This window comes from Anaeromyxobacter sp. PSR-1, from assembly GCF_000964525.1.
GTDB lineage: Bacteria > Myxococcota > Myxococcia > Myxococcales > Anaeromyxobacteraceae > Anaeromyxobacter.
This window is the reverse complement of record NZ_BAZG01000004.1, coordinates 24,339-49,796: the sequence shown is the minus strand read 5'-3', so window position 1 is coordinate 49,796 and position 25,458 is coordinate 24,339. Positions and strand designations below refer to the sequence as shown.

General features: G+C 73.7%; 26 protein-coding genes and 1 pseudogene. 5 read left to right on the top strand and 22 right to left on the bottom strand.

Features of this window, described 5'->3' with window-relative positions; translation table 11 throughout:
* Positions 1 to 36: 36 nt before the first annotated feature.
* The 4 genes from PSR1_RS01465 to PSR1_RS01450 all read right to left on the bottom strand — a co-directional run bounded on the left by PSR1_RS01465 (position 37) and on the right by PSR1_RS01450 (position 3,289).
* A complete protein-coding gene (locus PSR1_RS01465) occupies positions 37 to 1,422 on the bottom strand; it encodes a sigma-54-dependent Fis family transcriptional regulator (protein ID WP_059435871.1) in 1,386 nt (461 codons plus the stop codon).
* Positions 1,423 to 1,542: 120 nt separating this feature from the next.
* Positions 1,543 to 2,046 (bottom strand): hypothetical protein, encoded by a 504-nt coding sequence (locus tag PSR1_RS01460; RefSeq protein ID WP_059435870.1) that lies wholly within the window; start codon positions 2,044 to 2,046, stop codon positions 1,543 to 1,545.
* A gap of 98 nt (positions 2,047 to 2,144) precedes the next feature.
* On the bottom strand, positions 2,145 to 2,729 hold the full coding sequence (locus tag PSR1_RS01455; protein ID WP_059435869.1) for a TetR/AcrR family transcriptional regulator: 585 nt from the start codon (positions 2,727 to 2,729) through the stop codon (positions 2,145 to 2,147).
* Positions 2,730 to 2,827: 98 nt separating this feature from the next.
* Positions 2,828 to 3,289 carry a nuclear transport factor 2 family protein gene (locus tag PSR1_RS01450; RefSeq protein ID WP_059435868.1) on the bottom strand — a complete coding sequence of 154 codons (462 nt, stop codon included), beginning with the start codon at positions 3,287 to 3,289 and terminating at the stop codon, positions 2,828 to 2,830.
* A gap of 188 nt (positions 3,290 to 3,477) precedes the next feature.
* Here PSR1_RS01450 and PSR1_RS01445 point away from each other — a divergent pair, with 188 nt between their 5' ends.
* Positions 3,478 to 3,864, top strand: coding sequence for a DUF2200 domain-containing protein (locus PSR1_RS01445; RefSeq protein WP_059435867.1), 387 nt, complete (start codon positions 3,478 to 3,480; stop codon positions 3,862 to 3,864).
* A gap of 179 nt (positions 3,865 to 4,043) precedes the next feature.
* Here PSR1_RS01445 and PSR1_RS01440 read toward each other — a convergent pair whose 3' ends face one another.
* From PSR1_RS01440 to PSR1_RS01400, 9 genes are all read right to left on the bottom strand, one after another.
* Positions 4,044 to 4,592 (bottom strand): dihydrofolate reductase family protein, encoded by a 549-nt coding sequence (locus tag PSR1_RS01440; protein WP_059435866.1) that lies wholly within the window; start codon positions 4,590 to 4,592, stop codon positions 4,044 to 4,046.
* Positions 4,593 to 4,599: 7 nt separating this feature from the next.
* Positions 4,600 to 5,181 (bottom strand): DUF1801 domain-containing protein, encoded by a 582-nt coding sequence (locus tag PSR1_RS01435; RefSeq protein WP_059435865.1) that lies wholly within the window; start codon positions 5,179 to 5,181, stop codon positions 4,600 to 4,602.
* A gap of 82 nt (positions 5,182 to 5,263) precedes the next feature.
* Complete coding sequence (locus tag PSR1_RS01430) at positions 5,264 to 5,878, bottom strand: dihydrofolate reductase family protein (RefSeq protein WP_059435864.1); 615 nt, start codon at positions 5,876 to 5,878, stop codon at positions 5,264 to 5,266.
* A 43-nt stretch (positions 5,879 to 5,921) separates the two neighbouring features.
* A complete protein-coding gene (locus PSR1_RS01425; protein WP_059435863.1) occupies positions 5,922 to 6,395 on the bottom strand; it encodes a VOC family protein in 474 nt (157 codons plus the stop codon).
* 110 nt (positions 6,396 to 6,505) lie between these two features.
* Positions 6,506 to 7,534: an NADP-dependent oxidoreductase gene (locus PSR1_RS01420; RefSeq protein ID WP_059435862.1), complete on the bottom strand. Its 1,029-nt coding sequence runs from the start codon at positions 7,532 to 7,534 to the stop codon at positions 6,506 to 6,508.
* A 151-nt stretch (positions 7,535 to 7,685) separates the two neighbouring features.
* Positions 7,686 to 9,689 (bottom strand): DUF6268 family outer membrane beta-barrel protein, encoded by a 2,004-nt coding sequence (locus tag PSR1_RS01415; RefSeq protein WP_059435861.1) that lies wholly within the window; start codon positions 9,687 to 9,689, stop codon positions 7,686 to 7,688.
* A 109-nt stretch (positions 9,690 to 9,798) separates the two neighbouring features.
* Positions 9,799 to 10,977 carry a helix-turn-helix domain-containing protein gene (locus PSR1_RS01410; protein ID WP_059435860.1) on the bottom strand — a complete coding sequence of 393 codons (1,179 nt, stop codon included), beginning with the start codon at positions 10,975 to 10,977 and terminating at the stop codon, positions 9,799 to 9,801.
* A 338-nt stretch (positions 10,978 to 11,315) separates the two neighbouring features.
* Positions 11,316 to 13,019 carry a PA domain-containing protein gene (locus tag PSR1_RS01405; protein ID WP_059435859.1) on the bottom strand — a complete coding sequence of 568 codons (1,704 nt, stop codon included), beginning with the start codon at positions 13,017 to 13,019 and terminating at the stop codon, positions 11,316 to 11,318.
* A 2-nt stretch (positions 13,020 to 13,021) separates the two neighbouring features.
* Entirely contained in the window at positions 13,022 to 13,429 is a 408-nt protein-coding gene (locus PSR1_RS01400) for a hypothetical protein (RefSeq protein ID WP_237757779.1), read from the bottom strand.
* Between the two features lie 251 nt (positions 13,430 to 13,680).
* On the opposite strand from PSR1_RS01400, the gene PSR1_RS01395 reads away from it, so the two are divergent.
* From PSR1_RS01395 to PSR1_RS01380, 4 genes are all read left to right on the top strand, one after another.
* Positions 13,681 to 14,169, top strand: a complete 489-nt coding sequence (locus tag PSR1_RS01395) for a DUF421 domain-containing protein (RefSeq protein WP_059435857.1) — start codon at positions 13,681 to 13,683, stop codon at positions 14,167 to 14,169.
* Between the two features lie 107 nt (positions 14,170 to 14,276).
* Positions 14,277 to 16,586 carry a nitric-oxide reductase large subunit gene (locus PSR1_RS01390; RefSeq protein ID WP_059435856.1) on the top strand — a complete coding sequence of 770 codons (2,310 nt, stop codon included), beginning with the start codon at positions 14,277 to 14,279 and terminating at the stop codon, positions 16,584 to 16,586.
* Between the two features lie 74 nt (positions 16,587 to 16,660).
* Positions 16,661 to 17,419: a ZIP family metal transporter gene (locus PSR1_RS01385; RefSeq protein WP_059435855.1), complete on the top strand. Its 759-nt coding sequence runs from the start codon at positions 16,661 to 16,663 to the stop codon at positions 17,417 to 17,419.
* 72 nt (positions 17,420 to 17,491) lie between these two features.
* Positions 17,492 to 18,847 (top strand): MFS transporter, encoded by a 1,356-nt coding sequence (locus PSR1_RS01380; protein WP_059435854.1) that lies wholly within the window; start codon positions 17,492 to 17,494, stop codon positions 18,845 to 18,847.
* On the opposite strand, the gene PSR1_RS01375 is transcribed toward PSR1_RS01380, so the two are convergent.
* From PSR1_RS01375 to PSR1_RS01340, 9 genes and pseudogenes are all read right to left on the bottom strand, one after another.
* Positions 18,735 to 20,207, bottom strand: a complete 1,473-nt coding sequence (locus PSR1_RS01375; protein ID WP_059435853.1) for a glycine betaine ABC transporter substrate-binding protein — start codon at positions 20,205 to 20,207, stop codon at positions 18,735 to 18,737. The genes PSR1_RS01380 and PSR1_RS01375 overlap by 113 nt on opposite strands.
* Complete coding sequence (locus PSR1_RS01370; protein WP_059435852.1) at positions 20,204 to 20,956, bottom strand: ATP-binding cassette domain-containing protein; 753 nt, start codon at positions 20,954 to 20,956, stop codon at positions 20,204 to 20,206. The genes PSR1_RS01375 and PSR1_RS01370 overlap by 4 nt, the downstream gene beginning before the upstream one ends.
* Before the next feature lie 10 nt (positions 20,957 to 20,966).
* Positions 20,967 to 21,200 carry a hypothetical protein gene (locus tag PSR1_RS24120; protein WP_162486310.1) on the bottom strand — a complete coding sequence of 78 codons (234 nt, stop codon included), beginning with the start codon at positions 21,198 to 21,200 and terminating at the stop codon, positions 20,967 to 20,969.
* Positions 21,201 to 21,661: 461 nt separating this feature from the next.
* Positions 21,662 to 21,766, bottom strand: a pseudogene (locus PSR1_RS24930) (zf-HC2 domain-containing protein); the annotation flags it as partial.
* Entirely contained in the window at positions 21,763 to 22,416 is a 654-nt protein-coding gene (locus PSR1_RS01360) for an RNA polymerase sigma factor (RefSeq protein ID WP_059435850.1), read from the bottom strand. The gene PSR1_RS01360 and the pseudogene PSR1_RS24930, both read right to left, overlap by 4 nt.
* Before the next feature lie 182 nt (positions 22,417 to 22,598).
* Entirely contained in the window at positions 22,599 to 23,393 is a 795-nt protein-coding gene (locus PSR1_RS01355; RefSeq protein WP_059435849.1) for a DNA-binding domain-containing protein, read from the bottom strand.
* Positions 23,390 to 24,235 carry a DUF692 domain-containing protein gene (locus PSR1_RS01350; protein WP_059435848.1) on the bottom strand — a complete coding sequence of 282 codons (846 nt, stop codon included), beginning with the start codon at positions 24,233 to 24,235 and terminating at the stop codon, positions 23,390 to 23,392. The genes PSR1_RS01355 and PSR1_RS01350 overlap by 4 nt, the downstream gene beginning before the upstream one ends.
* Before the next feature lie 49 nt (positions 24,236 to 24,284).
* Positions 24,285 to 24,569, bottom strand: a complete 285-nt coding sequence (locus PSR1_RS01345; RefSeq protein WP_082100083.1) for a hypothetical protein — start codon at positions 24,567 to 24,569, stop codon at positions 24,285 to 24,287.
* Between the two features lie 62 nt (positions 24,570 to 24,631).
* The gene (locus PSR1_RS01340) at positions 24,632 to 25,303 is read right to left on the bottom strand and encodes a hypothetical protein (RefSeq protein WP_059435847.1); all 672 of its coding nucleotides are present in this window, start codon (positions 25,301 to 25,303) and stop codon (positions 24,632 to 24,634) included.
* Positions 25,304 to 25,458 lie beyond the last annotated feature (155 nt).

Sequence of the window (25,458 nt, the reverse complement as noted above, 5' to 3'; positions counted from 1 at the left end):
CGCGCTGTCGCGACAATGGGTCGCAACGCGACGTCGCTAGGAGGAGCGCGCGACGCGGCGCTCACGCATCCAGCGCCAGAGCGTGGACCGCGAGATCGACAGCGCCCGCGAGGTGTCGCCGATGTGCCAGCGGTTCTCCTGCAGCGCGGCGAGCAGCCGCTCGCGGCTGGGCGGATCCCGCCGCCTCGACGCGACGCGCGCCTCGTCCTCCTCCGGCACGTCGGGCGACACGCGCGGCGCCTCTGCGGCGGGACCGGTGACCTCGGACGGGAGGTCCTCCGGCTGGAGCGTGTGTCCGGTCGCGACCGTGGCGGCGTACTCGAGCGCGTTCTCCAGCTCCCGGACGTTGCCGGGCCAGCGGTACGCCTCGAGCAGGCGCAGCGCCTCCGGCGACAGCCTCAGCTCGCGGCCGGTGCGGGCCGCGGAGCGCGCGAGCAGGTGACGCGCCAGCGGCGCCACGTCCTCGCGGCGCTCGCGGAGCGGTGGAACGTCGAGGGGGAAGACCCGCAGCCGGTACAGCAGATCTTCGCGGAAGCGCCTCGCCTCGACCTCGCGCCGGAGGTCGCGGTGCGTCGCCGCGATGATCCGGACGTTCACGGTGATCGTGCGGCTGTCGCCGACGCGCTCGAACGCCCGCTCCTGGATCACGCGGAGCAGCTTCGCCTGCACGTGCAGGGGGAGATCGCCGATCTCGTCGAGGAACAGCGTGCCGCCGTCGGCGAGCTCGAAGCGGCCGGTCCGGTCCCGCAGCGCGCCCGTGAACGCGCCGCGCACGTGCCCGAACAGCTCGGACTCGAGGAGCGCGTCCGGGAGCGCGGCGCAGTTGACCGCCACGAACGGCCGCTCGCGCCGGTGCGAGCGCGCGTGGATCTCCTGGGCGACGACGCCCTTGCCCACGCCGCTCTCCCCGCCGACCAGCACGGAGACATCGGAGTGATCGAGGCTCTCGACGAGGCGGCGCACGCGCTCCATGGCAGGAGACCGCGCGACGAAGCCCGTGGAGCGAGCCGGGCCGACGGGCTCGCCGATCTCCGGATCCGCCGGCCGGAGCACGATGAGGTAGCGGGCCTCTCGATCGCAGGCGCCGCCGAGGTGGCGCAGCGGCGCTGCGGTGACGGACGTCGGCCGCCGTCCACCCTCGCCGTCCGGGAGCCACGCGCGCCAGCCCTCGCGACGCTCGTTCGCCGCGAGCGCCGCCCGGAACGGCCCCTCCACGCCGAAGAGCTCGCACCCGAGCAGCTCCGTGATGGGGCGGCCGCGGTAGCGGTCGGCAGCCCCCGGCCCGAGGAGCTCGTCGAGCAGCGGAGAGACGTGCCGCATCCGGTACTCGGCGTCGAGCGCCAGGCACACGCGCCCGAGCGACGCGAACGCCGCGGTCACTGCCTGGAAGGCCTCCTCGTGTGGCTGCGCCTGGGGTGCCATGTTCGGGGTACATGATGCCCCGCGCTGGCTAGAAGTGTCTGACCCATAAGGACTATAACACGGTCGTTCGCGCCGTCACGCCCGGCAGAACCTCGCCAGCGGCCGCTGCCCGAGAGCCACCTAGGTACCGGTCGCGTCCTGCCGCCGCGACCGGATGCTCCAGACCTGAAGCGCGAAGCCCACGATGAAGGTGACGAGCCACGCGAGCAGCGTGCGGAGCACCAGCGGAGACTGCGGGCCGTCGGCGAGTGGATGCGCCGCCGGCAGGCGCGTCAGGGTCTCGTTGATGCCCGGCACCAGCAGCAGGAAGAAGCTGAAGGAGAGCCCGAACGCCGCGAGGTACGGCCGCAGCCTTCCCAGGAAGGAGAAGCGCGGCACGAGCAGGCTGCCGAAGGCCGCAAGGAGGGCCAGGATGCCGAGGGCGTGTCCGGGATTGAAGCCGCCCGTGCTGGACAGACCGAACGCCGTGAACACCGAGAGCGCCAGTCCGGCGAGGTAGATCCTGCCGGAGCGCGTCGCCGGCTCGATCGTGCGATGGCGAGCGAAGGCGTAGAGGCCCGCGACGACGGGGGGCAGGCTGATGACGGTGTGGACGACGCCGAGATGCGAGAGGGGATGAGCCATGATAGAACTCCTATCTACTGGTTGGTAGAGCCATTAGGCAAAGAAGCACATGCACATCTAGTGAAATACGGGGGCGGGGTTGTCTCCTTCCTTGTCGGCTAGCGGGAGGTCAGCCTGCGCATGAGCGGCTGAACGATCGTGACGAACAGCTCCGGGTCGCCGTGGGCGCGCGCCGACAGCATCGCTCCGTGCACCACCGCCATGAAGGTCATCGCCTCTGCCGCGGGGCTCGCCTGCAGGGAAATCACGCCCTCTGCCGCGCCCCTGGCCAGGACGGATGCGAGCCATCCGGCCAGATCCGAGAAGTGACCGCGGACCTCGGTCGCTACCTCGCTCGGGATCGCGGGCAGCTCGGCAGCCAGCATGGCGCAGATGCAGAAGGGGAGACTGCCGTCACGGATGCACGCTGCCCAGAAGCCCGTGTATGCCTGAAGCTGCGCCACCGGGTCGGGGGTCCGCTCTGCCATCATCGCCATGCCCGCGCGCGCGTCCTCGCGGTACTGCACCACGACCGTGTGCACGAGCTCGGCCTTGCTCGGGAAGTGGTGGTGAATGCTGGCCTTGCTGATGTGCACCGCCTCCGAGATGTCGGCGTAGCTGAAGCCGTTGTAGCCGCCGGAGGCGAGCAGCGACCGCGCGCACGCGACGATCTCGGAAGCCTTGGGGGAAAGCTCGGTGTCCATGACCCGGGTAATCTACCAACTAGTAGGTTCGTGTCAAGACCCTTCGCCGCGCTGAGCTCGATCCTTGGTCTTCCCGCGGCGCCCGCGGGTTCACCGCCTCACGAGCCCGCCGCCGCCTTCTCGAGCTCGAGGTTCCCCTCGACGTACTTCGCGTTGAAGCGGAAGGCGTGGATGCGCCAGCGCCCGGCCTCCGCTCGGAGGCCGAGGTCGTAGCTGCCCACGAAGACGCGCGTGTTCCGGCCCGTCGGGTTCGGCAGGTAATGCGAGGCGATCGCGTAACAGTGCACGTCGGCCTCGTCCCCCCGCAGCCGCACCTGGAAGTTGCCGGCCTGGTGATGCACGGCGGCGAGCGGTGCCAGCCCGCGCTCCCAGCCGGCCACGATCTCGGTCGCGGCGACCTCGGCGGGCGGCGCGCCGCCGAGGGAGCTCATGTCGAACTGGACCTTCGGCGTGAAGCAGCCGATCACCGCCGGCCAGTCACGGCGATCCGTCGAGACGAACAGTTCCGTGATCAGGTCCACGATCCGCTGGCGCTCGATCAGTGCTTGCAGCTCGTCCATGGTGGTCCTCCGAGCGATGGGGTGCGCGGCCGCTCCCCCATAGCTGCGCGTCGCACCCGACGCACGCGGAACGCGGACGCCCGCCGGGGCCGCCGTCCCCCGCCGCGAGCAGCGCCCGACCTTGCGCGGCCACGTCGAGCTGCTGCATGGTCTCGAGCGCCTCGAGCCAACCAGGCGAGGGATCACGGATGCCAGCGCAACGAGCCAAGGACCGCGCGAGCACGGACGAGAAGCCGCGCGTCTTCACGATGTCGTTCGGGAGCGTGTACCCGCTCTACGTGCAGAAGGCTGAGAAGAAGGGGCGGACGAAGGAGGAGGTGGACGCGATCATCGCGTGGCTCACCGGCTACAGCGGCGCGAAGCTCCGGCGCGCCATCGACTCCGGGGTTGACCTCGAGACCTTCTTCGCGAAGGCGCCTCGGCTGAACCCGAACGCCGGGCTCATCACGGGCGTCGTGTGCGGGGTTCGCGTCGAGGAGATCGCCGACCCGGTGATGCAGAAGATCCGCTACCTCGACAAGCTCATCGACGAGCTCGCGAGGGGGAAGAAGCTGGAGAGCATCCTCCGCACATGAGCCGCGGCCGGCGGACCCCCGTCATTCCGCCGGGGGGGCCGGTGACCGTCGACGCGCTCGACGCTCGAGGGCTACCGCGCGGCGCTCGACACGCCGCAGGGTCGGCGGACGCTGGGCAGGATCCGGTTCGCCGACTGGCTGCGCGAGCGCGAGCCGGCCGGACGGTAGGGGCTCGGCGCCTACCGCCGGCGATAGTGCAGCGTCACGATCCCCGACTTCAGCCGCCGCGTCGCCACGAGCTTCAGGTGCACGGACGGCTGCAAGCCCGGGAACAGGTAGGGACCGTGCCCGGCCACCACCGGGTGCACGACGAAGCGATACTCGTCCACGAGGTCGAGCCGCTGGAGCGCGGCCGAGAGCTGGGGGCTACCGACCAGGATCCCGCGCGGCGTGGCCTTCTTCAGCGCCTTCACCGCCCGCGTCAGGTCCCCTTCGAGGAGATGCGTGTTGGGCCACGGGAAGTCGCGGCGCGTCGTCGAGACCACGTACTTGGGCTTGGCCTCGAGCTTCCTCGCCCAGCTCCGGTCGGCCGGCTTCGCCTTCGGGTCGCGCGCCACCTGCGGCCAGGCGTCCTCCATCAGCTCGTAGGTCACCCGCCCGAAGAGCATCGCGCCCGCTGCGTCCATCCGGCGGGTCCAGTAGCGGAGCATCTCGTCGTCGGGGATCCCCTCGCGGTGGTCGCAACACCCGTCCAGCGTGACGTTGAGCGCGAAGGTCAGGAGGCCCATGGCGTCCTCAGACGTTGCCCCAGCCCGGGATCGCAGCCGCCTGCTTCACCCACGCCGCCAGCTGCGCCTCGTCGAGATCGTCCTCGTGGACGTCGATCCAGCGCCCGTCCTTGCCCGTGCCGCCGGGGGGAACGGGCTGCAGCGACGTTCCCTTGAAGAAGGTCACCTTGACGGCCTTGCTGAACGCGTGGAGCCCGACGAACCAGCCCTGGCCCTCGACGCCGTAGAACGGGGAGTTCCACTTCACCGCCTTCCGCACCCCGGGCACGGTCCGGGTGATGAGCGCGTCGAGGCGCTGCCCGACCTCGCGCTTCCAGCCCGGCAGCGCCGCCAGGTACGCCTGCACGGGCGCGTCGCCGTCGGCCTTCGCGATCTGCGGGTTGCCGCCGGAGAGCAGGACCGGCTTCCGGGCCGCGGAGGCACCCGCTCTCTTGGTCGCGGCCGCTTTGTGCGCGGCCGCTCGTCGCTTGCGCGTGACGGCGGCCTTGCTGCCCGCCGCCCTCCGCTTCCTCGTGACTGCCGCCTTCCTTCCTGCGGCCTTCGCCTTCCGCGTCCTCGATGCCTTCCTCGCGACCGCGCTGCTGTCCATGCGCTCTCCTGGGAGGGTTTCGACGGCGAAGTATCTTCGTTCGAGGAGGCCGCGCGTAGGGGGACCCGCACTCGGGGCGTATCTACGCGCCCATCCGCCCGTACTCCGGCTTCCCGGCGCGCTCGAGGCGGAGGTACGTCGCGCCCTTCGTGGTCGTGACCGACTCCAGCGGGCGGAGCGCCAGCGGCACCGTGCCGCTGCCGAAGAGCCGCTTGCCGGTGCCGAGCACCACCGGGAAGATGAACAGCCGGTACTCGTCCACGAGGTCGTGCTGCTGGAGCGTCTGGAGCAGCTCGGTGCTGCCCCAGGTGTGGACGGTCCGGCCCGGCTGCTCGCGGAGCTTCCGGAGCTCGGCGACCACGTCGCCCTTGATCAGGCGGGAGTTGTTCCAGGTGACGCGCTCGAGGGTGCGCGACACCACGTACTTCGGGCGCGCGTTGAGCGGGGGCGCCACGGGGTTCGCGGGGTCGGTCACCTTCGGCCAGTAGCTCGCGAAGATGTCGTAGGTCTTGCGCCCGAGCAGGAACCCGTCGGCGTCGCCCATGCCCTCGGTGACCAGCCGCCCCCCGAGCTCGTCGTCGTAGGGCGCCTGCCAGCCTCCGTGCACGAAGCCACTCTCGCGGTCCTCGTCCGGACCGCCGGGCGCCTGCATGACGCCGTCCAGGGTCAGGAACGCGTTCACGACGATCTTGGGCATGGCTCGACCTCCATCACCACCACGAACGCTGGCCGGGACGACGTCACCCGCGCCGCGCGGCCTCGATCTTGGCCACGTCGATCTTCGACATCGGCATCATCGCCTCGAACGCGCGCCGCGCTTCCTCACCGCCGGCCTGGAGCGCCTCCATCAGCACCCGCGGCGTGATCTGCCACGACACGCCCCACCGGTCCTTGCACCAGCCGCACGCGCTCTCCTGGCCGCCGTTGCCGACGATCGCGTCCCAGTACCGATCGGTCTCCGCCTGATCCTCGGTCGAGATCTGGAACGAGAACGCCTCGCTCTGCTTGAACGCGGGGCCGCCGTTCAGGCCGACGCAGTGCACCCCGGCGACCGTGAACTCGACCACCAGCACGTCGCCCTTCTTGCCGCTCGGAGAGTCGCTCGGCGCGCGGATGATCCGGCCGACCGCGCTGTCCGGGAAGGTCTTGGCGTAGAAGCGGGCCGCGGCCTCGGCGTCCTTGTCGTACCAGAGACAGATCGTGTTCTTCGTCATGTGCGCGTCCTCCGGTTTCGCGGTGTCTGCGGGGTGCCGCTCGATGGACCTGGCGGCGGGGGAGACCTCATCGATCGCGCCCCATGCGGGATGGTTCGGCGCGAGCAGCTTCAATCTGCGACGCGGACGACGACCTTGCCGAAGTTCCTGCCCTCGAGCAGGCCGATGAGCGCCGCCGGCGCGTTCTCCAGCCCGGCGACGAGGTCCTCCCGCAGCTTCACCTTGCCCTCGGCGACCCAGGCGCTCATGTCGCGCAGGAACGGCGCGTAGCCGTCCGCGTAGTGGTCGAGGATGATGAAGCCCTGGAGGCGGACGCGCTTGCGCAGCACGAGCGCCATCAGCATCGGCAGGCGGTCCGGGCCGGGCGGCGGCGCCTCGTCGTTGTAGTGCGCGATCCCCCCGCAGACCGGGACGCGCGCGCCCTCGCGCAGGAGCGGCAGCACGGCGTCGAGCACCGCGCCCCCGACGTTCTCGAAGTAGACGTCGATGCCGTCGGGGCACGCCTCGGCGAGCTGCCGTGCCAGGTGCGGGTCGTGGCGGTCGAGGCAGAGGTCGAAGCCGAGTTCCTCGGTGACGTACCGGCGCTTCTCGTCGCCGCCCGCGATGCCGACCACGCGCGCGCCCCGGAGCCGGGCGATCTGGCCCACCGCCGCGCCGACCGCGCCGCTGGCGGCGGCCACCACCACGGTCTCGCCGGGCTTCGGCGCGCCGATGTTCAGCAGGCCGTGGTACGCGGTGAAGCCGGGCATGCCGAGCACGCTCAAGGCGTACGAGGGATGGGCGCCGTCGCCGATCGGCGTCAGGCCCTGGCCGTCGGACAGCGCGTAGTCCTGCCAGCCGGCGGCGCCGGCCACCAGCTCGCCCTCGCGGAAGCCCGGGTGCCTGGAGACCACCACGCGGCTCACCGTGCCGCCCACCATCGTGTCCCCGAGCGCCAGCGGGGGGGCGTAGGAGGGGCCCTCGCTCATGCGGCCCCGCATGTAGGGATCGAGCGACAGGTAGACCGTGCGAAGCAGCACCTGCCCGTCGGCGGGCGCCGGCACGGGGACCTGCTCGAGGCGGAAGTCCTGCGCCGTCGGCGCGCCGCGCGGGCGGGCGGCGAGCACGATGCGGCGGTTGACGGCGGGGCTCTGCGGCATGGCGTGTCTCCCGGGGCGGCGTGATGCGAGGTCTGGATGGGGTGCGATGGCGGTCGAGCCGCTTCGCGGGTACCGGAGGATTGGCCGGATATATGCGAGGAGATCCCCCGGCCCGCTCTACCGTTTCGGCCGGCGCGCACGGCCCTCCAGCTCAGCCCCCCACGCCGAGGTCGATCCCGTACACGGGGCCGTTCGCCAGGTCGTACTTGCCGCCCGGCACCCGGTGGCGACCCTCGGAGAACTCGAAGCGGCGGAAGAGCGTGTGCCCGCCGTGGACCGTCACGTGCAGCCACGGCAGGACGAACCAGCGCACGCCGAGGTCGGCCACCGCGGCGGAGTAGTTCAGCTGCGGGTTGACGACGCCGTAGACGCGCTCGGCGCCGTGGTAGTTGCCGCCGTTGACCAGCAGGGCGCCGCGCACGCCGAGGGCGCGGTGGGGGAGCCAGGTCAGCTCGGCGCTGATCGGCAGGATGGACTTCAGCCAGAGCCGGTCGGTGATCGTCCAGTCGATCGAGGCGACCGGCAGCGGGAGCGGCTCGCCGAACGCGTTCTGGATCGCCACCCCGAGGCCGACCTCGAGCCGGTCGCCGAAGCGGTAGGTCCCGGCGCCGACGACCGTCATCGTGACCGCGTCGAGCGTGGCGGGCCCCTCGAAGTCGTCCGCATACCCGGGCGACGCCACGAGCACGAGGCCCCAGCGGTCCGTCAGCTTCTGCCGCAGGAACGCGGTGACGCCGATCGACTGCGCGCTGTCCAGCGGGTGGGTCAGGCCCCGGTAGTCGAACTGGAGGCGCTGGTACGCGACCGAGAGGTCGAGCCGGGTCCGTCCCTCGTTCGCGACGATCGGATACGTGGCGCTCACCTGCTGCGTGGTGACGCGAAGCTCGCCGATGCGCTCGCCGGTGCCGGCGCGCTCGAGCGTCTGGTAGGGGAAGTACGTGTAGCCGGCGGACGCGGAGGGCGCCGGCGGCGCGGAGACGTCCTTGCCCGTCACCTCGCCCAGCACCTCGGCGGCGACGATGGCGGCGGGTCCCGGGTTGGCGGCGTTGATCTGCACGGCCACGGCCGCGTGGCTGGCCGGGTCGTAGCCGATGAACGCGCCGTGCGCGCTGCCGGTCCCCATGTGCCCCAGGACCGTGAGGTGGTTCACCGTGTATCGCTCGAGCCCGAGCCCGTACGCGTGCGCAACGAACCCGTGGTCCTCGCCGCGGACGAAGGTCCGCATCTCGGCGGCGGACCGCGTGTCGAGGAGGTCGCCCTCGAACAGCGCCAGCGTGAACGCCAGGAGGTCCTCCGCCGTCGAGTACATGCCGCCGGCGGCGCCGCCGATCGACGGGTGCCACAGCGCCGTCGCCTCCACGGGCTCGCCGCTCGCGAGCACGTAGCCGGCGCCGAGGCGCGGCGCCGACGCCTCGCCGGCGTACCCGGTGTGCCTCAGCCCGAGCGGCTCGAGGACCCGGCTCCGCACCTCGGCGTGCCACGGCCGCGCGGTCACCCGCTCGATGATCTCACCGAGCATCAGGTAGTTCGTGTTCGCGTAGTGGAACCCGGCGCCGGGCTCGGCCACCGGTCCCCGCGCCGCGGCGACGGCGATCAGCTCGCGCGCGCTCCACGCCCGGCGCGCGTCGCGATCCACCGCGTCGGTGTGGAGGTACTCGGCCATTCCGCTCGTGTGCTGCAGGAGCTGCCGGATGGTGATGCGCGACGCGCCCGGGAGGTCCGGGAAGAAGCGCTCGACCGTGGCATCGAGGGCGAGCTTCCCTTCGCGGGCGAGCTGCAGCACGACGACGGCGACGAAGGTCTTGGTGGTGCTGCCGATGATCCACGGCGCGCTCGGGTCGATCCGGGCGGCGCGCCGCGTGGGGTCGGCGGTGCCCGCGGTGACGAGGAGCGTCCCGCCGGCGCGGGGGCGCAGCGCCAGCACCGCGCCCGGGAACTCGCGGCGGGCGAGGTGCCGCTCGAGGACGCGCGTCGCGCGAGGCTCGAGGGAGCGGCTCGGGTCGGTGGATGGGCGGCCGCTCGCGCGGGCGGGCCAGCCCAGCACCGCGGCGGCCGCGAGCGTGAGCAGCAGGAGCAGGCGGGCGACGAGGCGGCGGGTCGTTCCCTCCTTCGAGGTCGGTGAGGAGATGGCGGCGGCAGCGGCGGGGTTCGGCATCGTGGTCCTCCGGTGGTGGCTTCGGAGGCACCGTACGGATCGGCGCGCGCCGCCTCGCCGCTCCCCATGAACCCGGACGGCGACCCGACCATCGGGACGTCCGACCTTCTTAGCCTGCCAATCTTCCGGGGGTTTTCGCCGCCGACCTCGACAGCCGGAACTCGGTGGGCGTGACGCCCGTGTAGCGCTTGAAGAAGCTGTTGAGGGTCGATTTCGAGTTGAACCCCGCCTCGAGCGCGAGCTCGAGGACGCCGCGGTCGCGTCGCGCGGGGTCGTCGAGCGCCGCCATGAGCTCCTCCGCGCGATACGAATTCACGAAGAAGTAGAAGCTCTTGCGCAGGTGCACGTTCAGCACCTGGCTCAGCAGGTGGGGCGTCGCGCCGACGGCGTCGGCGAGCGCCTGGAGCGTGAGCGCGCCGTCGCGGTACGGCTTGCGCTCCGCCATGTGCGCGGTGAGCTTGCTCGCGAGCTCCGCGGCCTCCCGGTCGTCGACGCGGTTGCGCTGGTACTTCGGGCGCGGGCGCGGGGGCGGCTCGGCCGTCCGCGCCGCCTGCGCCTTCTCGAACAGCTCGGGCTGCCAGAGGCTCACGTACCCGGTCGCGAAGACGACCAGGGCGGTCCCGACCTGGACCGCGTGCGAGAGCGCGTCGAGCGACGCCGGCGCGACGCCCGCGAGGTCGAGCACCCGGCCGGCGATCACGATGCTCCACACCGCCGCGTGGGCGAGCACCATGCCCATCAGCCAGCGCAGGTCGATCCGCGCGACGTCGCTGAAGTAGCCCTCGATCCTGCGGTCGTACCGGCGCAGCGCGAGCCAGCTCCAGAGGAGGTAGCCGACGGCCTGCACCGTCTGGAGGACCTCGAAGAAGCGCAGCGCGGGCGGACCGTGGCCGGCGAGGTACGCGTGCGCGAGGGCGAGCTTCTCCGGGCCGGGCTTCAGGTAGAAGCCCTGGAGCAGGAAGAGCAGGTTCGCCGCGGCCGGGAGGCCGTGGAAGAGCCAGCGGGCCTCGAACCGCGCGGCCGGCCGGGTCAGCGCGGCGACGTAGAGGTAGAGGAGCGGGCCGAACAGGAAGGGGAGGGGCGCCGTCAGGGCCAGCAGGTGCGGATGGCTCGTCAGGCCCCAGCGCTGCTCCGGGACGCCGAGGAGCAGCATCAGCGACAGCGCGCCGACGAGCGCCGCGAGCAGCCGGTTGGCGACGCGATCCTCCCGGCGACGCGCGAGCACCGCCGCGAGCCCGACGCCCTGCAGGCCTCCCAGCAGGATGATGCTGTCCAGCAGCTCGCGCACGGCTGCCTCGCCCGGTTCCGCGATCCGAGAGGCTAGCAGAGCCCGAGGGCGGCTGCCGGGACTGACCCAGCGAGGACGCGCTCGCCCGGTCGCGCCCGGCCGTCGAGCTCCGTCCGGCGACTCCTCCCTGCCGGACCGCCCCGCGCCTGCCCGCGCCGTCGCGCGGGCCTTCGACGCCTGGGGCACGCGGGCGGCCGCCGGCCCGGCCCTCGCGCCCGCGGTCACGGCCTTGAGCGCGTCCATCGCGGCGCGGATGCACGCCGCGAGGTCCGGCGGCTTCCTCGGAGCGCCGCGTGGCGGGACCGGCACCGCGCCGGCCCCGCCACCCCGGCGCCGCGCTACGGGTTGCGGGCCGCGGCGCGCTCCACGGCCCCGATCTTGGTGACCGGGACGAAGCCCTGATCCGAGAGCGCCTTGGTCAGGTGCGCGGCGCAGCTCAGGACGGCGCCGCGGTTCCCGGCGGCGTCGCACCGCCCGAGGAGATCGGCGACGGTGCAGCCGTTCGTGAACAGCGTGTTCACGACGCCGGTGTCCTCCCCGCCGACGATCACCGTCGAGCGCAGGTCCGAGCCGAGGCACTGGTCCCCGGCGTCGTCGGCGACGCCGTCGAGGTCGCCGTCGGGGTACCAGCCGACGTCGCGCAGGAGCGGCCGGGTCATGTCGTACGGCAGGTCCACCGACAGCCGCAGGTCGGCGTTGATGGCGGGCTCCATGAGCTGGTTGGGCGAGGTGCTGGTGTCCCAGTGCGACACCGACGAGCCGGGCTGCACCGGGTTCGGCGTGTAGAGGAGCACCTGCCCGTCGCGATCGGCGCCGGCCATCACCGCGAGATCCAGGCCGAGCGTGACGTTGACGGTGCCCTGCGCCAGGGCGGCCTTGAGCGCGTTGCCGTCCGCCAGCGTGACGCGCACCGCCGGGATGACGATCGACGGGTCCGCCCCGCCGAGCCCGGCCGGCGGGCCGCCCGCGACGTTGTCGGCCACGATGACGGCGATCGCGCCGGCGTCCTGCGCGTTCTTCACCTTCACGGTGAAGCCGCAGGTGCCGCGATCGACGAGCGCGATCCTGCCCGTCACCCCCGCCGCGGCGTCGATGGCGGTGCACGCGTCGGTGGTGGAGGGGCCGGTCGCGTTCGAGGCGTCGGTCGCCACGACCACGTCGCCGGTCGTCCCGGGGGAGCCGATGGGCGGGCCGAACGAGGCCGCGCCGACCTGGTAGTCGGCCGGAGCCGGGGCGTTCACGTGCAGCAGGGGCGTCCCCGCGCTCAGCACGGAGGGCGCGGCGAAGGTGACGCGCGGGCCGTTCCAGACCACCTTGCGCGGGTTGACGGCGGAGGCCTGCCGCTCGGCGTCGGTCATCTGGTCACGGAACTTCCCGGTCGTGCCGTCGAAGTAGAACTTCGAGTACACGTCGCCGAAGCCCACGAGGTACGCGCCGGTGCTGACGTTCGCGAAGCTGGAGAAGCCGAGCCCGTGCGCGAACTCGTGCAGCAGCACGGTCACGAGGTTGATCTGGCTGGCGGTGTGCCCGGTGTCGAGGCCGTAGTACCAGCTCGTCCCGGTGAGGCACCCGACCTTGCCGATGTCGCTGTTGAAGCGGGCGCGGAGGTCGTCGGCGCTGGAGTTCGGGTCGCCCGGGGCGAGGTCGGCCGCCGCGAGCTTGTTGGCCAGGGCGACGTGGTACCAGGTGTTCTCGAACCCGGCGCCGGGGAAGTCGCGGAAGACCTGGATCGCGCCGGCCGAGCCGAGCGTGGCGGCGCTGGCGGTGCAGGCGAGCGGCACGAACGACGCCTGGATCCGGATCTCGACCGCGCTGTCGAGCGACGCCGCCCAGATCTCGGCGGCGCGCTGGAAGGCGATGAGGCGCTGCTGGCCCACCGTGGTGCCGGGGTTGCCGCCGACCGGGGTCGCCGGCGTCGGATCGTTGAAGCCCACGCCGGGCGCGTTGACGTTCACGATCGTGATCTGGGCGGCGGGGAGGGCGGTGCCCGGGAGCGCGACCGCGAGCAGCGCGAGGAGGAGCGAGGATCGGCTGGCGCGCATGGTCACTTCTCCTCCAGCGGCGCGGCGGCCGGCGCTTCCGCCGGGGCGGCCTGGCCTTCCAGGAACGACCGGGCCTCGGCCGGCGTGCCCACGCACTCGGTGCGGACGCCCTCGGGCCCGACGCGGGCCAGCGACACGCTCTGGAAGCGGTCCTGCAGGTCCATGCCCACGGCGCCGTTCGGCAGGGCAACCTGGGTGAGGCCCTCGGACGACTGGCTCACGAGGGGCTCGAGGCCGCGGAGCAGCTCCTCCAGCTCGGCCTGGGTCGGCTGGCGGAGCGCGCGCGTCCGCGGATCGGTGGCGGCCTGGGCCGCCGCCGCGCCGGCTGCGTTCGGGTCCTGCGGTGCTTCCTTCGCGGCGTGCTGGGCCCGGGTCACCCCCGGCGCTCCGAGCAGCGCGGCCACGGCCATGACGAACGGTACGGTAGGGCGCATGTTCCCCCGCTGACTGTTGGTGAAGGTGAGGCGGTGTGGACGCTTCGTAAGGACGCGCCGCGCGCCCCCGCAATGGGCAACGGAATCCCCGAAGGGTGAGGCGCGTGCACGCTCCGTGTTCACGCGCAGCGCGTCGTCGGGCGGGTGTCCCCTCCGCAGGGGACGCGCGTCCGTCCTGCTCGCAGCGCTCCGGTGCGGGGCAGGACCGGCGGCCGCATCGTTGCGGCATGGACAGTGCCCTCTGGCGCCCGGAGCTGCCGCCGTGGGAGGTCGTGTTCCGCGCGGCGTTCGTCTACCTGTTCGTCCAGCTCCTCTTCCGCCTCGTCGGGCGGAAGGAGTTCGCGCGGTGGGGCGTCTCGGACATCGTGCTCCTGTTCCTCGTCACCACCGCGGCGCGGAAGAGCATCGTCGCCGACGACGCGAGCCTCACCACCGCGGTCGTGGCGCTCACCACGCTCATCGGCCTCGACTGGCTGTTCTCGCTGCTCACCTCGCGGAGCCGGCGCGCGGCCGACCTGCTCGAGGGGCGGATCCGCCAGCTCGTCCGCGACGGTGCGCTCCAGCGCGACGTGATGCGGGCGACGCGGGTCTCCGAGGACGAGCTCCTCGCGCACGTGCGGCGGCTCGGGAAGGAGAGCCTCCGGGACGTGAAGGACGCCTTCCTGGAGCGATCGGGCAGCATCACGATCGTGCTCCGGGGAGGGGCGGGCCGCTGACGGGAGGTGCGCGAGCGCCCGGCCCGGAGCTCTCCCCTCGCGGGCAGCGCACTTGCCGGGCGGCCGCCCGGTCGCCAGCGTGCAGGCGCTCTCTCGAAGGAGACCGCATGCGCCGAGGACTGCTCGTCTCGCGAGGGTGGCCGCAGGCCGCGCTCCTCGTGATGGTGGTCGGCTTCGGGATCCTCGGCGTCCTCGCCTACCGGACCTACACGGCCTCGCCCCCCATCCCCGGGAAGACCGTCGACCCGCGCGGCCGCGTGGTGTTCGACCGCGACGACATCCTCGCGGGCCAGGAGCTGTTCCTCACGCGCGGCCTGATGGACTACGGCTCGGTGCTCGGACACGGCGGCTACCTCGGTCCGGACTTCACCGCCGAGTACCTGCGGCGGTCGGCCCGCTTCGTGGCGGCGCGGAACGGCGAGTCGGAGCGGGAGGGCGGGCCGCGGACCTGGGCCGAGCTCCGCGAGAACCGCTACGACGCGGCCACCGGCGTGCTGACGTTCACCGAGGGTCAGGCGGCCGCCTTCGACCACGAGCGCGAGTCCCTGCGCGCGTTCTTCGCCCAGCCGAGCGCGAGGACCGGCCTCTCGCCGGGGCTCGTCTCGAGCCCCGAGGACCTCCGGCAGCTCACGGCGTTCTTCGCGTGGACCGCCTGGGCCGCCTCCACGCAGCGCCCCGGCGCCGACTACTCGTACACGAACAACTGGCCGCCCGAGCCGCTCGTCCTGAACCGCCCCACCGGCTCGATGGTGGTGTGGAGCGTGCTCTCGCTGGTGGCGCTGCTCGGCGGCACGGGGCTCCTCTTCGCCGCCTTCGGCCGCTGGCGGTTCCTCGGCTGGCAGGGGCGCGAGACCCGGACCCTCACGTTCCGCCGGCCCCAGGACGTGCCCCTCACGCCGGGCCAGCGCGCCACGGGGTGGTACTTCCTCGTGATGGCGCTGCTGTTCCTCGCCCAGACGCTGGTCGGCGGCGCGTCCCAGCACTACCGCGCGGAGCTGGAGGGCTTCTTCGGCATCGACCTGGCGGCGCTGCTCCCGTTCAACGTGGTCCGCACCTGGCACCTGCAGCTCGCCATCTTCTGGGTGGCGACGTCGTACCTCGCGGCCGGCATCTTCGTCGCGCCGATGATCGCCGGGCGCGAGCCGCGCGGGCAGCGGGCGCTCGCGTTCGCGCTGCTCGGGGCGCTCGCGGTGGTGGTGGTGGGCAGCCTGGTCGGCGAGCTGGCCGGGATCCACGGCTGGATCCGCGGCTACTGGCTCGGGAACCAGGGGTTCGAATACCTGGAGCTCGGCCGGCTCTGGCAGGTGCTCCTCATCATCGGGCTGTTCGCCTGGGCGGCCATGCTCTACCGGACGCTGCGGCCGCGCCTCGTCCGCGAGCACCTCGGCAACATGCCGTGGCTCTTCTTCTTCGCCGCGCTGGCGATCCCGGCGTTCTACGCGGTGGGCCTGCTCGCCCACCCGCGCGCCCACTTCACCGTCACCGACTACTGGCGGTTCTGGGTCGTGCACCTGTGGGTCGAGGACTTCCTCGAGCTCTTCACCACCGCGATCGTCGCGTACCTGTTCGTCCTGCTCGGCGTGGTCGCGGAGCAGGCCGCGCTGCGGCTGGTCTACCTCGAGATCATCCTCTACTCGGTGGGCGGCGTGGTGGGGACGATGCACCACGTGTACTTCTCCGGCGAGCCGGCCGAGCACATGGCGCTCGGCGCGTTCTTCTCCGCCGCGGAGGTCATCCCGCTCACGTTCCTCACCGTCGAGGCCTGGAGCTTCCTGTCGCTCGCGAAGGCGCAGCAGCGCGAGGGCGCGGCGCCGTTCCCGCACCGGTGGGCGGTCATGTTCCTCGCGGCGGTGGGGTTCTGGAACTTCGTGGGCGCGGGGATCTTCGGCTTCCTCATCAACCTCCCGATCGTCTCCTACTACCAGGTCGGCACCGCGCTCACCGCGAACCACGGGCACGCCGCCATGATGGGCGTGTACGGCATGCTCGCGGTGGCGCTCGCGCTGTTCGCGATCCGGTACCTGGTCGCGCCGGAGCGCTGGTCCGACCGGCTCGCCAAGGTGAGCTTCTGGTCGCTCAACCTCGGGCTCGGCTGGATGGTGTTCGCGACGCTGTTCCCGGTCGGCGTGCTCCAGCTCTACCGGTCGGTGACGGTCGGGTACTTCGAGGCGCGGCAGCTCGAGTACGTCACCGCCCGCCCGCTCACGCTGTTCGAGTGGTGGAGGCTCCCGGGCGACGCCCTCTTCATCGTGGGCGGCGTGCTGCCGCTCGTGGTGCTGTGCTGGAGAGGGATCCGCGCGGCGCCGCGGCCCGCCACCGCGCCCGGCGGGGAGAGCCCGCTGTTCAGCGACGTGGACGGTCCCGGCGCGGCGGCCGAGGGCGCCTCCGGGGGCCACGCGGCGCCGCGCAGGCTGTGAGCGGGCCGGGCGCCCGTGCTGCGGGCCGGCGGGCGCAGCGGTCGAGGGCGGTCCACGTGCACACCTTTCGCCTGATGCCGGTCTGGGCGTGGGCGGGGACGTGGGGGCTGGTCGCCGGCTCCGCGCTCGTGGTCGGGGCGGTCGCCGGCTTCTACGCCCGCGTCCCGCAGCGCGTCATCGCGGTCGTCATGGCGTTCGGCGCGGGGGTGCTCATCTCGGCGCTGTCGTTCGACCTCATGGACGAGGCGTACCGCCGCGGCGGCTTCGACTCGACGGCGATCGGGTTCGTGGCCGGGGCGGTGGTGTACACGGCGCTCACGACGGTGCTCTCCCGCCGCGGCGCGAAGCACCGCAAGCGATCCGGACCCGGGAAGCAGCCGTCCGAGTCCGAGCGGTCCGGGAGCGGCCTCGCGATCGCGCTCGGCGCGCTGCTCGACGGGATCCCCGAGTCGATCGTCATCGGCCTCTCCCTGATCGGCGGCGGGGCGGTCAGCTGGGTGGCGGTCATCGCGATCTTCGTGTCGAACGTGCCCGAGGGGCTCTCGAGCGCCGCCGGGATGCGGCACGCCGGCCGGACGCCCGCCTACGTCTTCGGCGTGTGGACGGGGATCGCGGTCGCCTCCGCCATCGCCGCCCTGCTCGGCTTCACCGTGTTCCGGGCCTTCCCGCCGGACGTGATCGCCGCGACCACCGCGACGGCCGCCGGCGCGATCCTCGCGATGCTCGCCGACACCATGATCCCGGAGGCGTTCGAGAACGCGCACGACGTCGCCGGGCTCGTCACCGTGGTCGGGTTCCTGGGCGCGTTCGTGCTCACGAAGCTGGGAGGGTGACGCGACGGCGGCGGCCCCGGGCCCTCGTCACGTCGGGCTCCACCGCCGGAGCGAAGCACGAGGGCTCACGGCATGGCGACGACGGCGCGCCAGATCCTGCGGACCTACGTCGTCCTGACGCTGCTCTCGACGTTCGCGTCCTCCTTCATCTGGGGAATCAACACGCTCTTCCTGCTGGACGCGGGCCTCTCGGTGGCGCAGGCGTTCGCCGCGAACGCGTTCTTCACGGTGGGAGAGGTGCTCTTCGAGGTGCCGACCGGCGTGGTCGCCGACACGATGGGGCGGCGGGTGTCGTACCTGCTCGGCGCAGCCACGCTGTTCTTCGGGACGCTCCTCTACCTCGCGATGTGGCGCGTCCACGGTCCGTTCTGGGGCTGGGCGGGGGCGTCGATCCTGCTCGGGCTCGGCTTCACGTTCTTCTCCGGTGCGACCGAGGCGTGGCTGGTGGACGGCCTGAGCGCCACCCACTACCAGGGCACGGTGGACGCGGCGCTGGCGCGGGGCAAGATGGCGGAGGGCGCCGGGATGCTCGTCGGCACCATCCTCGGCGGCGTCGTCGCGCAGGCGACGAACCTCGGCGTGCCCTACGCGCTGAGGGCCGCGGCGCTCGCCCTGACCTTCGCCATCGCGCTCGCGTCGATGCACGACGTCGGCTTCACGCCCCGGCGAGGCGCGTCGGTCGTCGCTGAGGTTCGCGGCGTGCTGCGCGCCTCGCTCCACCACGGCCTGGGACACCGGCCCGTGCGCTGGGTCATGCTGGGCGGGCTGCTGGGCGGTGGCGTCCCCATCTTCGGCTTCTACGCCATGCAGCCGTACCTGTTGCAGCTCCGCGGGGAGGGCGGGTCCTACGCCGTCGCGGGGCTCGCCGCCGCGCTGGTGGCGCTGGCGCAGATCTCGGGCGCCTACGTCGTGCCGTGGGCGTCGAGGCGCCTCCGCCGGCGCACGACGATCCTGCTCTTCACGACGGGGGCGAGCGCGGCCTGTCTCGCGGGCATCGGGCTCTTCCCGCGGTTCTGGGTGGTGCTGGCCCTGCTCGCGGGCTGGGCGATCGTCTTCGCGATGGCGATCCCCATCCGGCAAGCGTACCTGAACTCCCTCATCCCGTCCGCCGAGCGCGCGACGGTCCTGTCCTTCGACAACCTGCTGACCTCGGCGGGCGGCGCGATCGCCCAGCCGGCGCTCGGCAAGATCGCGGACGTGTGGAGCTATCCCATCTCCTACGTCGCCGGGGCCGCCGTCGAGCTCGCGGTCGTCCCGTTCCTGGTGCTCGCGCGGCGCGAGCGCGCGCCGTCGGACCGGATCGACGCCCGGGAGGTCACCCCCGCTCCGCGCGCAGGCCCGGCGGCACGAGGAGCTGCTCGGCCAGATCGAACAGCCCCTGCACGCCGAGCGCGAGGAGCGCCGCGGGGACCGCGCCCTCGAGGATGAGCGGCACCGACAGCAGCCGGATGCCGGTGAGGATGGGCTGGCCGTACCCGCCCGCCCCGACGAGCGCGCCGAGCGTCGCGGTGCCGACCGTGATGACCGCGGAGGTCTTCACGCCGGCCAGGATGGCGGGGGTGGCGAGGGGCAGCTCGACGAGCCGGAGGCGGGCGAGCGGGGGGAGCCCGAGGGCCTCGGCCGACTCCCGCAGCTCCGGGGCCAGCCCGGTGAGCCCGGCGTGCGTGTTCCGCACGATCGGCAGGAGCCCGTAGAGGAACAGCGCGGCGATGGCCGGGCGCGCCCCGATCCCGAGGAGCGGGATCATGAAGACGAGGAGCGCGAGCGACGGGACGGTCTGCACCACCCCCACGAGCGCGAGGACGAGCCGGCCGAGCCGCGGCCGGCGCGCGGCCAGGATCCCGAGGGGCACCGCGACCAGGATCGCGCCGGTGAGCGCGACGGCCACCAGCACGAGGTGCTCGAGCGTGCGATCGGCGACGCGGCGCGCGAGCCCGTCCCTGGCGGCGGGCGCCTGCGCGAGCCCGAGCCCTCGCGCCACGAACGCCGCCGCCACCTCGCCGGGGTCGGCGTGCTCCAGCTGCACGCGCGCGTTCATGGCGGTCATCTCTCCCGCGGTGATGGCGCCCGCGAGCCGGCGGATGGCCGCGACGGCCGCAGGGGCGCGCGCGTCGAGATCCAGCCGCTGGAGGATCACCGCGTCGTAGCGCGGGAACGCCCGCCGGTCGTCGTCCAGCACGACCAGGTCGAGCTGGGCGATCTGGGCATCCGTCGAGTACAGGTCCACCACGTCCAGCGCGCCCTCCGCCAGCGCGCGATAGGCGAGGTCGTGGTCGAGCCCGCGGACCGCGGACGCCGAGAGGGCGTAGCGCGACCGGAGCGCGGGCCAGCCGTCGGCCCGGTCCACGAACTCGTTCGTGAAGCCGAACCGGAGCCCGGGATGACGGAGCAGGTCCGAGATGGCCCGGATGCCGAGCCGCTCGGCGGCCGCGCGCCGCATCCCGAGCGCGTACGTGTTCTCGAAGCCGAGCACGGCCGCGACACCGACCCCGCGCGCCGCCAGCGCGCGCCGGAGGGCGGCGTCGTCGTCGATCCGCTCACCGGCCAGGATCTCCCGGACGAGGGTGCCGGTGTACTCGGGGTAGACGTCGATCTCGCCCTGCGTCAGTGCCTCCCATACCACGCGCGTCCCGCCGAGCGCCCGGCGGTGGACGGCGGCCGTCCCCGAGGACGCGGCGACCCGCGCGACGATCTCGCCGAGGACGTCCGACTCGGTGAACGCCTTCGAGCCGACCTTGACCGCGGGCGCCGCCAGGGCGGCGAGGGCGAGGGCCGCCGCGAGCGTCACCGCGCCTCCGGGAGGACGAGGGTCCGGTGCGCGCCGACGAACCGGGCCACGAAGGGATCGGTGGGGTTGCGGGCGAGATCCTCGAGCGTCCCGGCCTGGACCACCTGGCCGTCCCGCAGCAGCACCAGCCGGTCCGCGAGGAAGGCCGCCTCGGCGAGATCGTGGGTGACCAGGACCACCGTCTTCGACACCGCGCGGAAGGCGGTCCGCAGGTCCTCCTGGAGACCGGCCCGCGTGATGGGGTCGAGCGCGCCGAGCGGCTCGTCGAGGACCAGGAGCTCGGGATCGAGCATCAGCGCCCGGATGAGGCTGACACGCTGCGCCTGCCCGCTCGAGAGGGCGCCCGGGTGGCGCTCCAGCGCGTCGGCCGGGAGGCGGGCCAGCGCAGCGAGCTCCGCGAGCCGCGCCCGCACGCGCTCCGCGGGCCAGCCCAGGTGGCGCGCGACGAGGGCAGTGTTCGCGGCGGCGGTGAGGTGCGGGAAGAGGCCGCCGCCCTGCACGACGTAGCCGATCCCCCTGCGCGCCGCGTGGTCCGCGGGCCCGATCGGCGCGCCGAGAAAGCGGACCTCGCCGTCGTCGGGGCGGAGGAGCCCGAGCGCCATGCGCAGGAGGGTGGACTTGCCGGCGCCGCTCGGTCCGAGGAGCGCCACGGCCTCTCCACGGCTCACGGTGAGCGACACCGGCCCGATGGCCGCCGGCCCGCGGAAGCGCTTCGTGACCTGGTGCAGCTCGAGGACGGGCTGGGCCATTCGCTCGCCCCTACGCGGACGCGGCGCGGGCCGTGCTCCGCAGGAGCCGCACCGTCGCGGCCGACACCACCGCGACGCCGCCCAGGTGGAAGGCGGCGAGGTGCGCGAGCGCCAGGTGTGCGCCGCAGGTCACCTGCAGGGCCGCGTCCGCGACGAGCGCGCCGGCGAGCGCGCCGCCCGCGAGCGCGCGCCGGGCCGGAACGCCCGGGATGCGCCGGGCCAGGGCCCAGGCGAGGAGGCCCACCGCCGCGGCAGCGCCCAGCTCGATCGCGACGCAGAGCGCCCCTTCGCCCGCGTCGAGCCCGCCCCCCCGCCAGCCGCGAGCGCGGCGAGCCCCGCCGCGGCCGTGCCGAGCGCCGCGTGGCGCGCGGCGAAGCGGTGGGCCGTCGCGGCCAGGGCGAGGGCGGCCGCAGCGAGCCCGGCCGAGACCACCAGGTCCGTCGGGGCAAGGGACGCGTGCCGCGCGGCGAGGACGAGGAGGCCGCCGACCATCGCGGCGCCCCCCGCGACCGTCCACGGCAGGAGCCGAACGGCGCCGCCGCCCCGGCTGGCCTCCACCCGTGCATGTGCCGGAGCGCCTCCGGCCAGCGCGTCGAACCGGGCGAGCAGGTCGTCGCGCATCCCCACCGGCACCTCGGGCGGAGGGAGCCGCCCGATCGCGAGCCGGGTGGCCTCGAGCTGATCCACGAACGCCCGGCAGCCGTCGCAGCCCGCGAGGTGGGCGTCGATCGCGCGACGCGTCCCGGCATCGAGCCGCCCATCCAGGAGGTCGGACGCCTGCTCGGCGATCTGGCGGCACGTCGGCGTCATGGCTCCCTTCCCAGCCGCGCTGCGAGCGCCTCCCGGATCCGGACCCGCGCCCGGTGCAGGAGCACCCGCTGGTTCGTCACCGTCACGCCGAGAAGATGACAGATCTCCTCGGTCTCCAGCCCCTCCACGTCGCGGAGCGTCAGGACGGCGCGCTGCGCGTCCGGGAGCTCCCGGATGGCGGCCTCGATGGCCGCGCGGGTCTCGGCGCCCAGGGCCAGCTGCTCGGGGTCGGTCTCGGTCCAGCGGCCCGGCGCGATCGCCCAGCCGCCGCCGGAGGCGAAGCGCTCGGCATCGGCGGAAGGCGAGGCGCCGCCGTCCTCGTCGCCGAGCGCGGAGAACGGGACCGTGCGGCCGTCGCGGTGGAAGCGCGTCCGCGCCTTGTTCACGAGGACCCTGAACAGCCAGGTCCGCACCGACGCCCGGCCCTCGAAGCCGGCGAGGCCGGTCAGGAGAGCGATCCAGGTCTCCTGCACGACCTCCTCTGCCGCGGCCGCATCGCGAAGCAGCGAGCGGGCCACCCGGAGCAGCGAGCCGGCGTGGCGGTCGACGACGGCCGCGAACGCGGCGCGATCACCCTGCCGCATGCGCTCGAGGAGCGCGGCGTCGTCCGCCTCGGGGCGTGGTTGCAGCGGGGAGGGCTGGCCGGGCATCGGGGCTCGCGAGGGGCCAGTGTGGTCCGGCGCGCGGCCGGCTGTCGGGCTCAGAAGGGGCGGGGGCGCGCGCGGGCGTGAGGCGGCGCGACGCCGCTCGGGGGGCGACGTCCGGGCGTGCGAGCGCGAAGCCGAAGCGTGGCCGCCCCCCGCCGGCCGTCGTCCCTCGACCCCGAGGAGGCTCACGCGCGCTCCCCAGGCGCTGCCGGAAGCCGGAAGGCCGCGACCCAGCCCTCGTCCAGCCAGGAGGCGAGCGCGGCGAACGCGGCGGCCGCCGGATCCTCTCGGTCGGCGAATGCGGCGCAGATCGCGGAGACCGGGCGGCCTGCGCGCGCGAGCCGGAGGGCCCGCGCCTCGTCGAGCTCCACCACCGCGTGGAACACGTCGAGCCCCGCGCGCCAGACCACCACCGCGGTCGGCGCCGCGACGGCCGCTCCCGCGGCCTCGCCCGCCTCGAGCCGGCGCCACAGCGCGGCCACGTCGTGATCGAGGGCGAGCACCCGGAGCGCCGGCACGAGCACGATGCTGGTGTCGGGGAACGCCGCCGGCCCGAGCGCGGCGAGCGACGCGTGCGCGGCGGCCGTCGCCGGCGCCTCGAAGAACACCTCGGCGCGCGCCCACTCCAGCGCGGCGAGGTCGCCGAGATCGGCGCGCTCCGGCGCCGGGAGCCGGCGCAGGAAGCGGGGGAGGTGGCGGCCGTGCTGACCGAGGTCCGGGCGGTCGGGGGGATGCGCGCGCGCGTACGCGCCGGCGAGCGCGAGGAACCGCGCGTCGCCGAGGAGCGACGCGAGCTTCGGGTAGTCCTCGCGAAGGGCATCCGCGAGGCGCCAGCCGTACATGTCGGCGTAGATGCCGGCGCGCTCGGCCGCGGAAAGCTCGCGCGAGCCCACGAGGAACGCCTCGGCGGCGAGCGGCGGGGAGGGGGCGCGCGTCGCGAGCGCGTGGAACGCCGCCTGGAGCTCGACGAGCCGCGTCACGCCACCCTCCGGCCCGGGGCGAGGAGCTCCGCCTCGACGGCGCGGGCGCGCCGGCTCTCCTCGACGAGCCGCTCGAGCGGCGGGACGCGGTCGTCCCACTCGACGAGCGTGGAGACCGCGCCGGTCCGGCGCACCGTCTCGCGGTAGAGGTCCCAGACGGCCGGCGCGACCTCGCCGTCGTGGGTGTCGAGCAGGTACGCGCCCCGGTCCGAGTGGCCAGCGAGGTGCACCTGGCCGATCCGGTCCGCGGGAACGCCCGCGAGATAGCGCTCCGGATCGAAGCCGTGGTTCCGGGCGGAGACGTACACGTTGTTCACGTCGAGGAGGATCCCGCAGTCGGCGCGGCGGGCCACCTCCGCGAGGAACTCCCACTCCGGCATCTCGGAGGCGCGGAACGCGACGTACGACGAGACGTTCTCGAGCAGGATCTGCCGCCCGAGGCGCTCCTGCGCGTGCTGGACGCGCGCGACCACGTGCCGGAGCGCCTCCTCGGTGTACGGCAGTGGCCAGAGGTCGTGCGCGTAGCGGCCGCCGTGGGAGCCCCAGCACAGGTGGTCGGAGATCCACGCCGGCTCGACGCGGTGGGCGAGGGCGGCGAGCTGGTCGAGGTAGGGCTCGGAGAGCGGGTCGGTCGACCCGATGGACAGCGCCACGCCGTGGAGCACCACCGGGACGTCGCGCCGGACCTTCTCCAGGACGGCGACGGGCCTCCCGCCCGGCGTCATGAAGTTCTCGCTGATCGCCTCGACCCAGTCGACCGGCGGCGGCGCCGCGAGGAGCTCGGCGAAGTGCTTCGTGCGGAGGCCGACGCCGTGGCCGAGGAGCCTTCGGGTGAACGCCATGGTTGCCCGGGAAGCCGGCGCGACCGCGCACCGGCTCCCCGGCTCCGGGCTACATGCTCGCGGCGAGGACCGTTCCGCCCTTGTCGGTGCAGGCCTTCGCGCTCTGCTCCTCGGTCCAGCCGTGGCCCTTGCAGGAGTTCTGGGCCTTGCAGGCGTTGTCGGCGCCCGCGCAGCTGCCCTTGCCCTTGCACTCGTTCACGCCGGCGCACTTCACGACCTGGGAGCCTTCCTTCGCCTTCGCGGCGCCCTTCTCGCCGGCGAGCGCGGCGCCGGAGGCGAACAGGGAGAAGACGGCGGTGGCGATGGCGGCGCTCTTCATGGCTTCGCGGATCATGGACTTCCTCTCGACTGCTGGGGTGGGTGCTGCGGGAACGGGCCGGAAGGCCCGGGTGGAGCTCACTTCGCGGCCGCGGCCGCCGCGGCGCCGCTGGACCGCGCGAACAGCGACAGGTCGATGGTCCCGCGATCGGCGACGACCGCCGCGAGCGACTGGACGCGGGCGAGCCAGCCGTCGGTGAACCTCGGGCCGATGCGGTACGCCTCGCGCTCGAAGCCCTCGATCGTCGCGCGGATGCGCACCGTCCGCGCGTCGCCGTACGCGCCGGGCCGGAACAGGAGGGCGGTGCCCTTCACGGCCTCCAGGCGCCCGTCGGCGGGCCTGCGCCCGCAGACGGTGAAGGGCACCCGGGCGACGAAGGGCACCGGCTGCCCGGGAGCGAGCGCGCCGATCCTCACGTCCCCGAACGTCGCCTCGAGCCGGCAAGCGGAGGGATCGCTCTTCCGGTTGGTGACCCACTGGCGGAAGTGATCGGTCTTGGTGTCCTCGTTGTCGACGCGGACGCTCGCGAGCGGGACGGAGCAGCGGCCGGACGCGAGGCCGGTCTCCTCGTCGTAGCGGAGCTCGCAGCCGACCGCGGCGCTCTGGGCGGTGATCCGCTCCCCGAGCGGCGCGTCGAAGACCGCGCTGAAGGTGCTGTTGCCGGCGTCCGGGTCGACGCGGAGGTCCTCCGCGTGCGCGGGCGAGGCGAGGGTGAGCGCGAGCGAGGCGAGCGAGGCGGTACGGTTCACGGGCTTCCTCCGGCCGGCCCCGCGGCCGGCGACAGGAGGGCGGTCCCGCGAGCGCGGCGATGATTACGTCGCCGCCGCCCGCCCTGGCGGGGCGCTCGCCCGGGCGCGGGCGGGACGCCGTCCCTTGGCCGGGCCGGATGAAGATGCTATGGCAT

Excerpts from the sequence above, each read along its gene's own strand:
- PSR1_RS01445 (WP_059435867.1), top strand. The coding sequence starts at position 3,478 with ATGCCAGCGCAACGAGCCAAGGACCGCGCGAGCACGGACGAGAAGCCG.
- PSR1_RS01385 (WP_059435855.1), top strand. The coding sequence starts at position 16,661 with ATGCCGGTCTGGGCGTGGGCGGGGACGTGGGGGCTGGTCGCCGGCTCC.
- PSR1_RS01350 (WP_059435848.1), bottom strand. The coding sequence starts at position 24,235 with ATGGCGTTCACCCGAAGGCTCCTCGGCCACGGCGTCGGCCTCCGCACG.
- PSR1_RS01450 (WP_059435868.1), bottom strand. The coding sequence starts at position 3,289 with ATGGACGAGCTGCAAGCACTGATCGAGCGCCAGCGGATCGTGGACCTG.
- PSR1_RS01390 (WP_059435856.1), top strand. The coding sequence starts at position 14,277 with ATGCGCCGAGGACTGCTCGTCTCGCGAGGGTGGCCGCAGGCCGCGCTC.
- PSR1_RS01430 (WP_059435864.1), bottom strand. The coding sequence starts at position 5,878 with ATGCCCAAGATCGTCGTGAACGCGTTCCTGACCCTGGACGGCGTCATG.
- PSR1_RS01415 (WP_059435861.1), bottom strand. The coding sequence starts at position 9,689 with ATGCCGAACCCCGCCGCTGCCGCCGCCATCTCCTCACCGACCTCGAAG.
- PSR1_RS01435 (WP_059435865.1), bottom strand. The coding sequence starts at position 5,181 with ATGGACAGCAGCGCGGTCGCGAGGAAGGCATCGAGGACGCGGAAGGCG.
- PSR1_RS01345 (WP_082100083.1), bottom strand. The coding sequence starts at position 24,569 with ATGATCCGCGAAGCCATGAAGAGCGCCGCCATCGCCACCGCCGTCTTC.
- PSR1_RS01360 (WP_059435850.1), bottom strand. The coding sequence starts at position 22,416 with ATGCCCGGCCAGCCCTCCCCGCTGCAACCACGCCCCGAGGCGGACGAC.
- PSR1_RS01455 (WP_059435869.1), bottom strand. The coding sequence starts at position 2,729 with ATGGACACCGAGCTTTCCCCCAAGGCTTCCGAGATCGTCGCGTGCGCG.
- PSR1_RS01465 (WP_059435871.1), bottom strand. The coding sequence starts at position 1,422 with ATGGCACCCCAGGCGCAGCCACACGAGGAGGCCTTCCAGGCAGTGACC.
- PSR1_RS01395 (WP_059435857.1), top strand. The coding sequence starts at position 13,681 with ATGGACAGTGCCCTCTGGCGCCCGGAGCTGCCGCCGTGGGAGGTCGTG.
- PSR1_RS01460 (WP_059435870.1), bottom strand. The coding sequence starts at position 2,046 with ATGGCTCATCCCCTCTCGCATCTCGGCGTCGTCCACACCGTCATCAGC.
- PSR1_RS01380 (WP_059435854.1), top strand. The coding sequence starts at position 17,492 with ATGGCGACGACGGCGCGCCAGATCCTGCGGACCTACGTCGTCCTGACG.
- PSR1_RS01400 (WP_237757779.1), bottom strand. The coding sequence starts at position 13,429 with ATGGCCGTGGCCGCGCTGCTCGGAGCGCCGGGGGTGACCCGGGCCCAG.
- PSR1_RS01370 (WP_059435852.1), bottom strand. The coding sequence starts at position 20,956 with ATGGCCCAGCCCGTCCTCGAGCTGCACCAGGTCACGAAGCGCTTCCGC.
- PSR1_RS01420 (WP_059435862.1), bottom strand. The coding sequence starts at position 7,534 with ATGCCGCAGAGCCCCGCCGTCAACCGCCGCATCGTGCTCGCCGCCCGC.
- PSR1_RS01405 (WP_059435859.1), bottom strand. The coding sequence starts at position 13,019 with ATGCGCGCCAGCCGATCCTCGCTCCTCCTCGCGCTGCTCGCGGTCGCG.
- PSR1_RS01440 (WP_059435866.1), bottom strand. The coding sequence starts at position 4,592 with ATGGGCCTCCTGACCTTCGCGCTCAACGTCACGCTGGACGGGTGTTGC.
- PSR1_RS01425 (WP_059435863.1), bottom strand. The coding sequence starts at position 6,395 with ATGACGAAGAACACGATCTGTCTCTGGTACGACAAGGACGCCGAGGCC.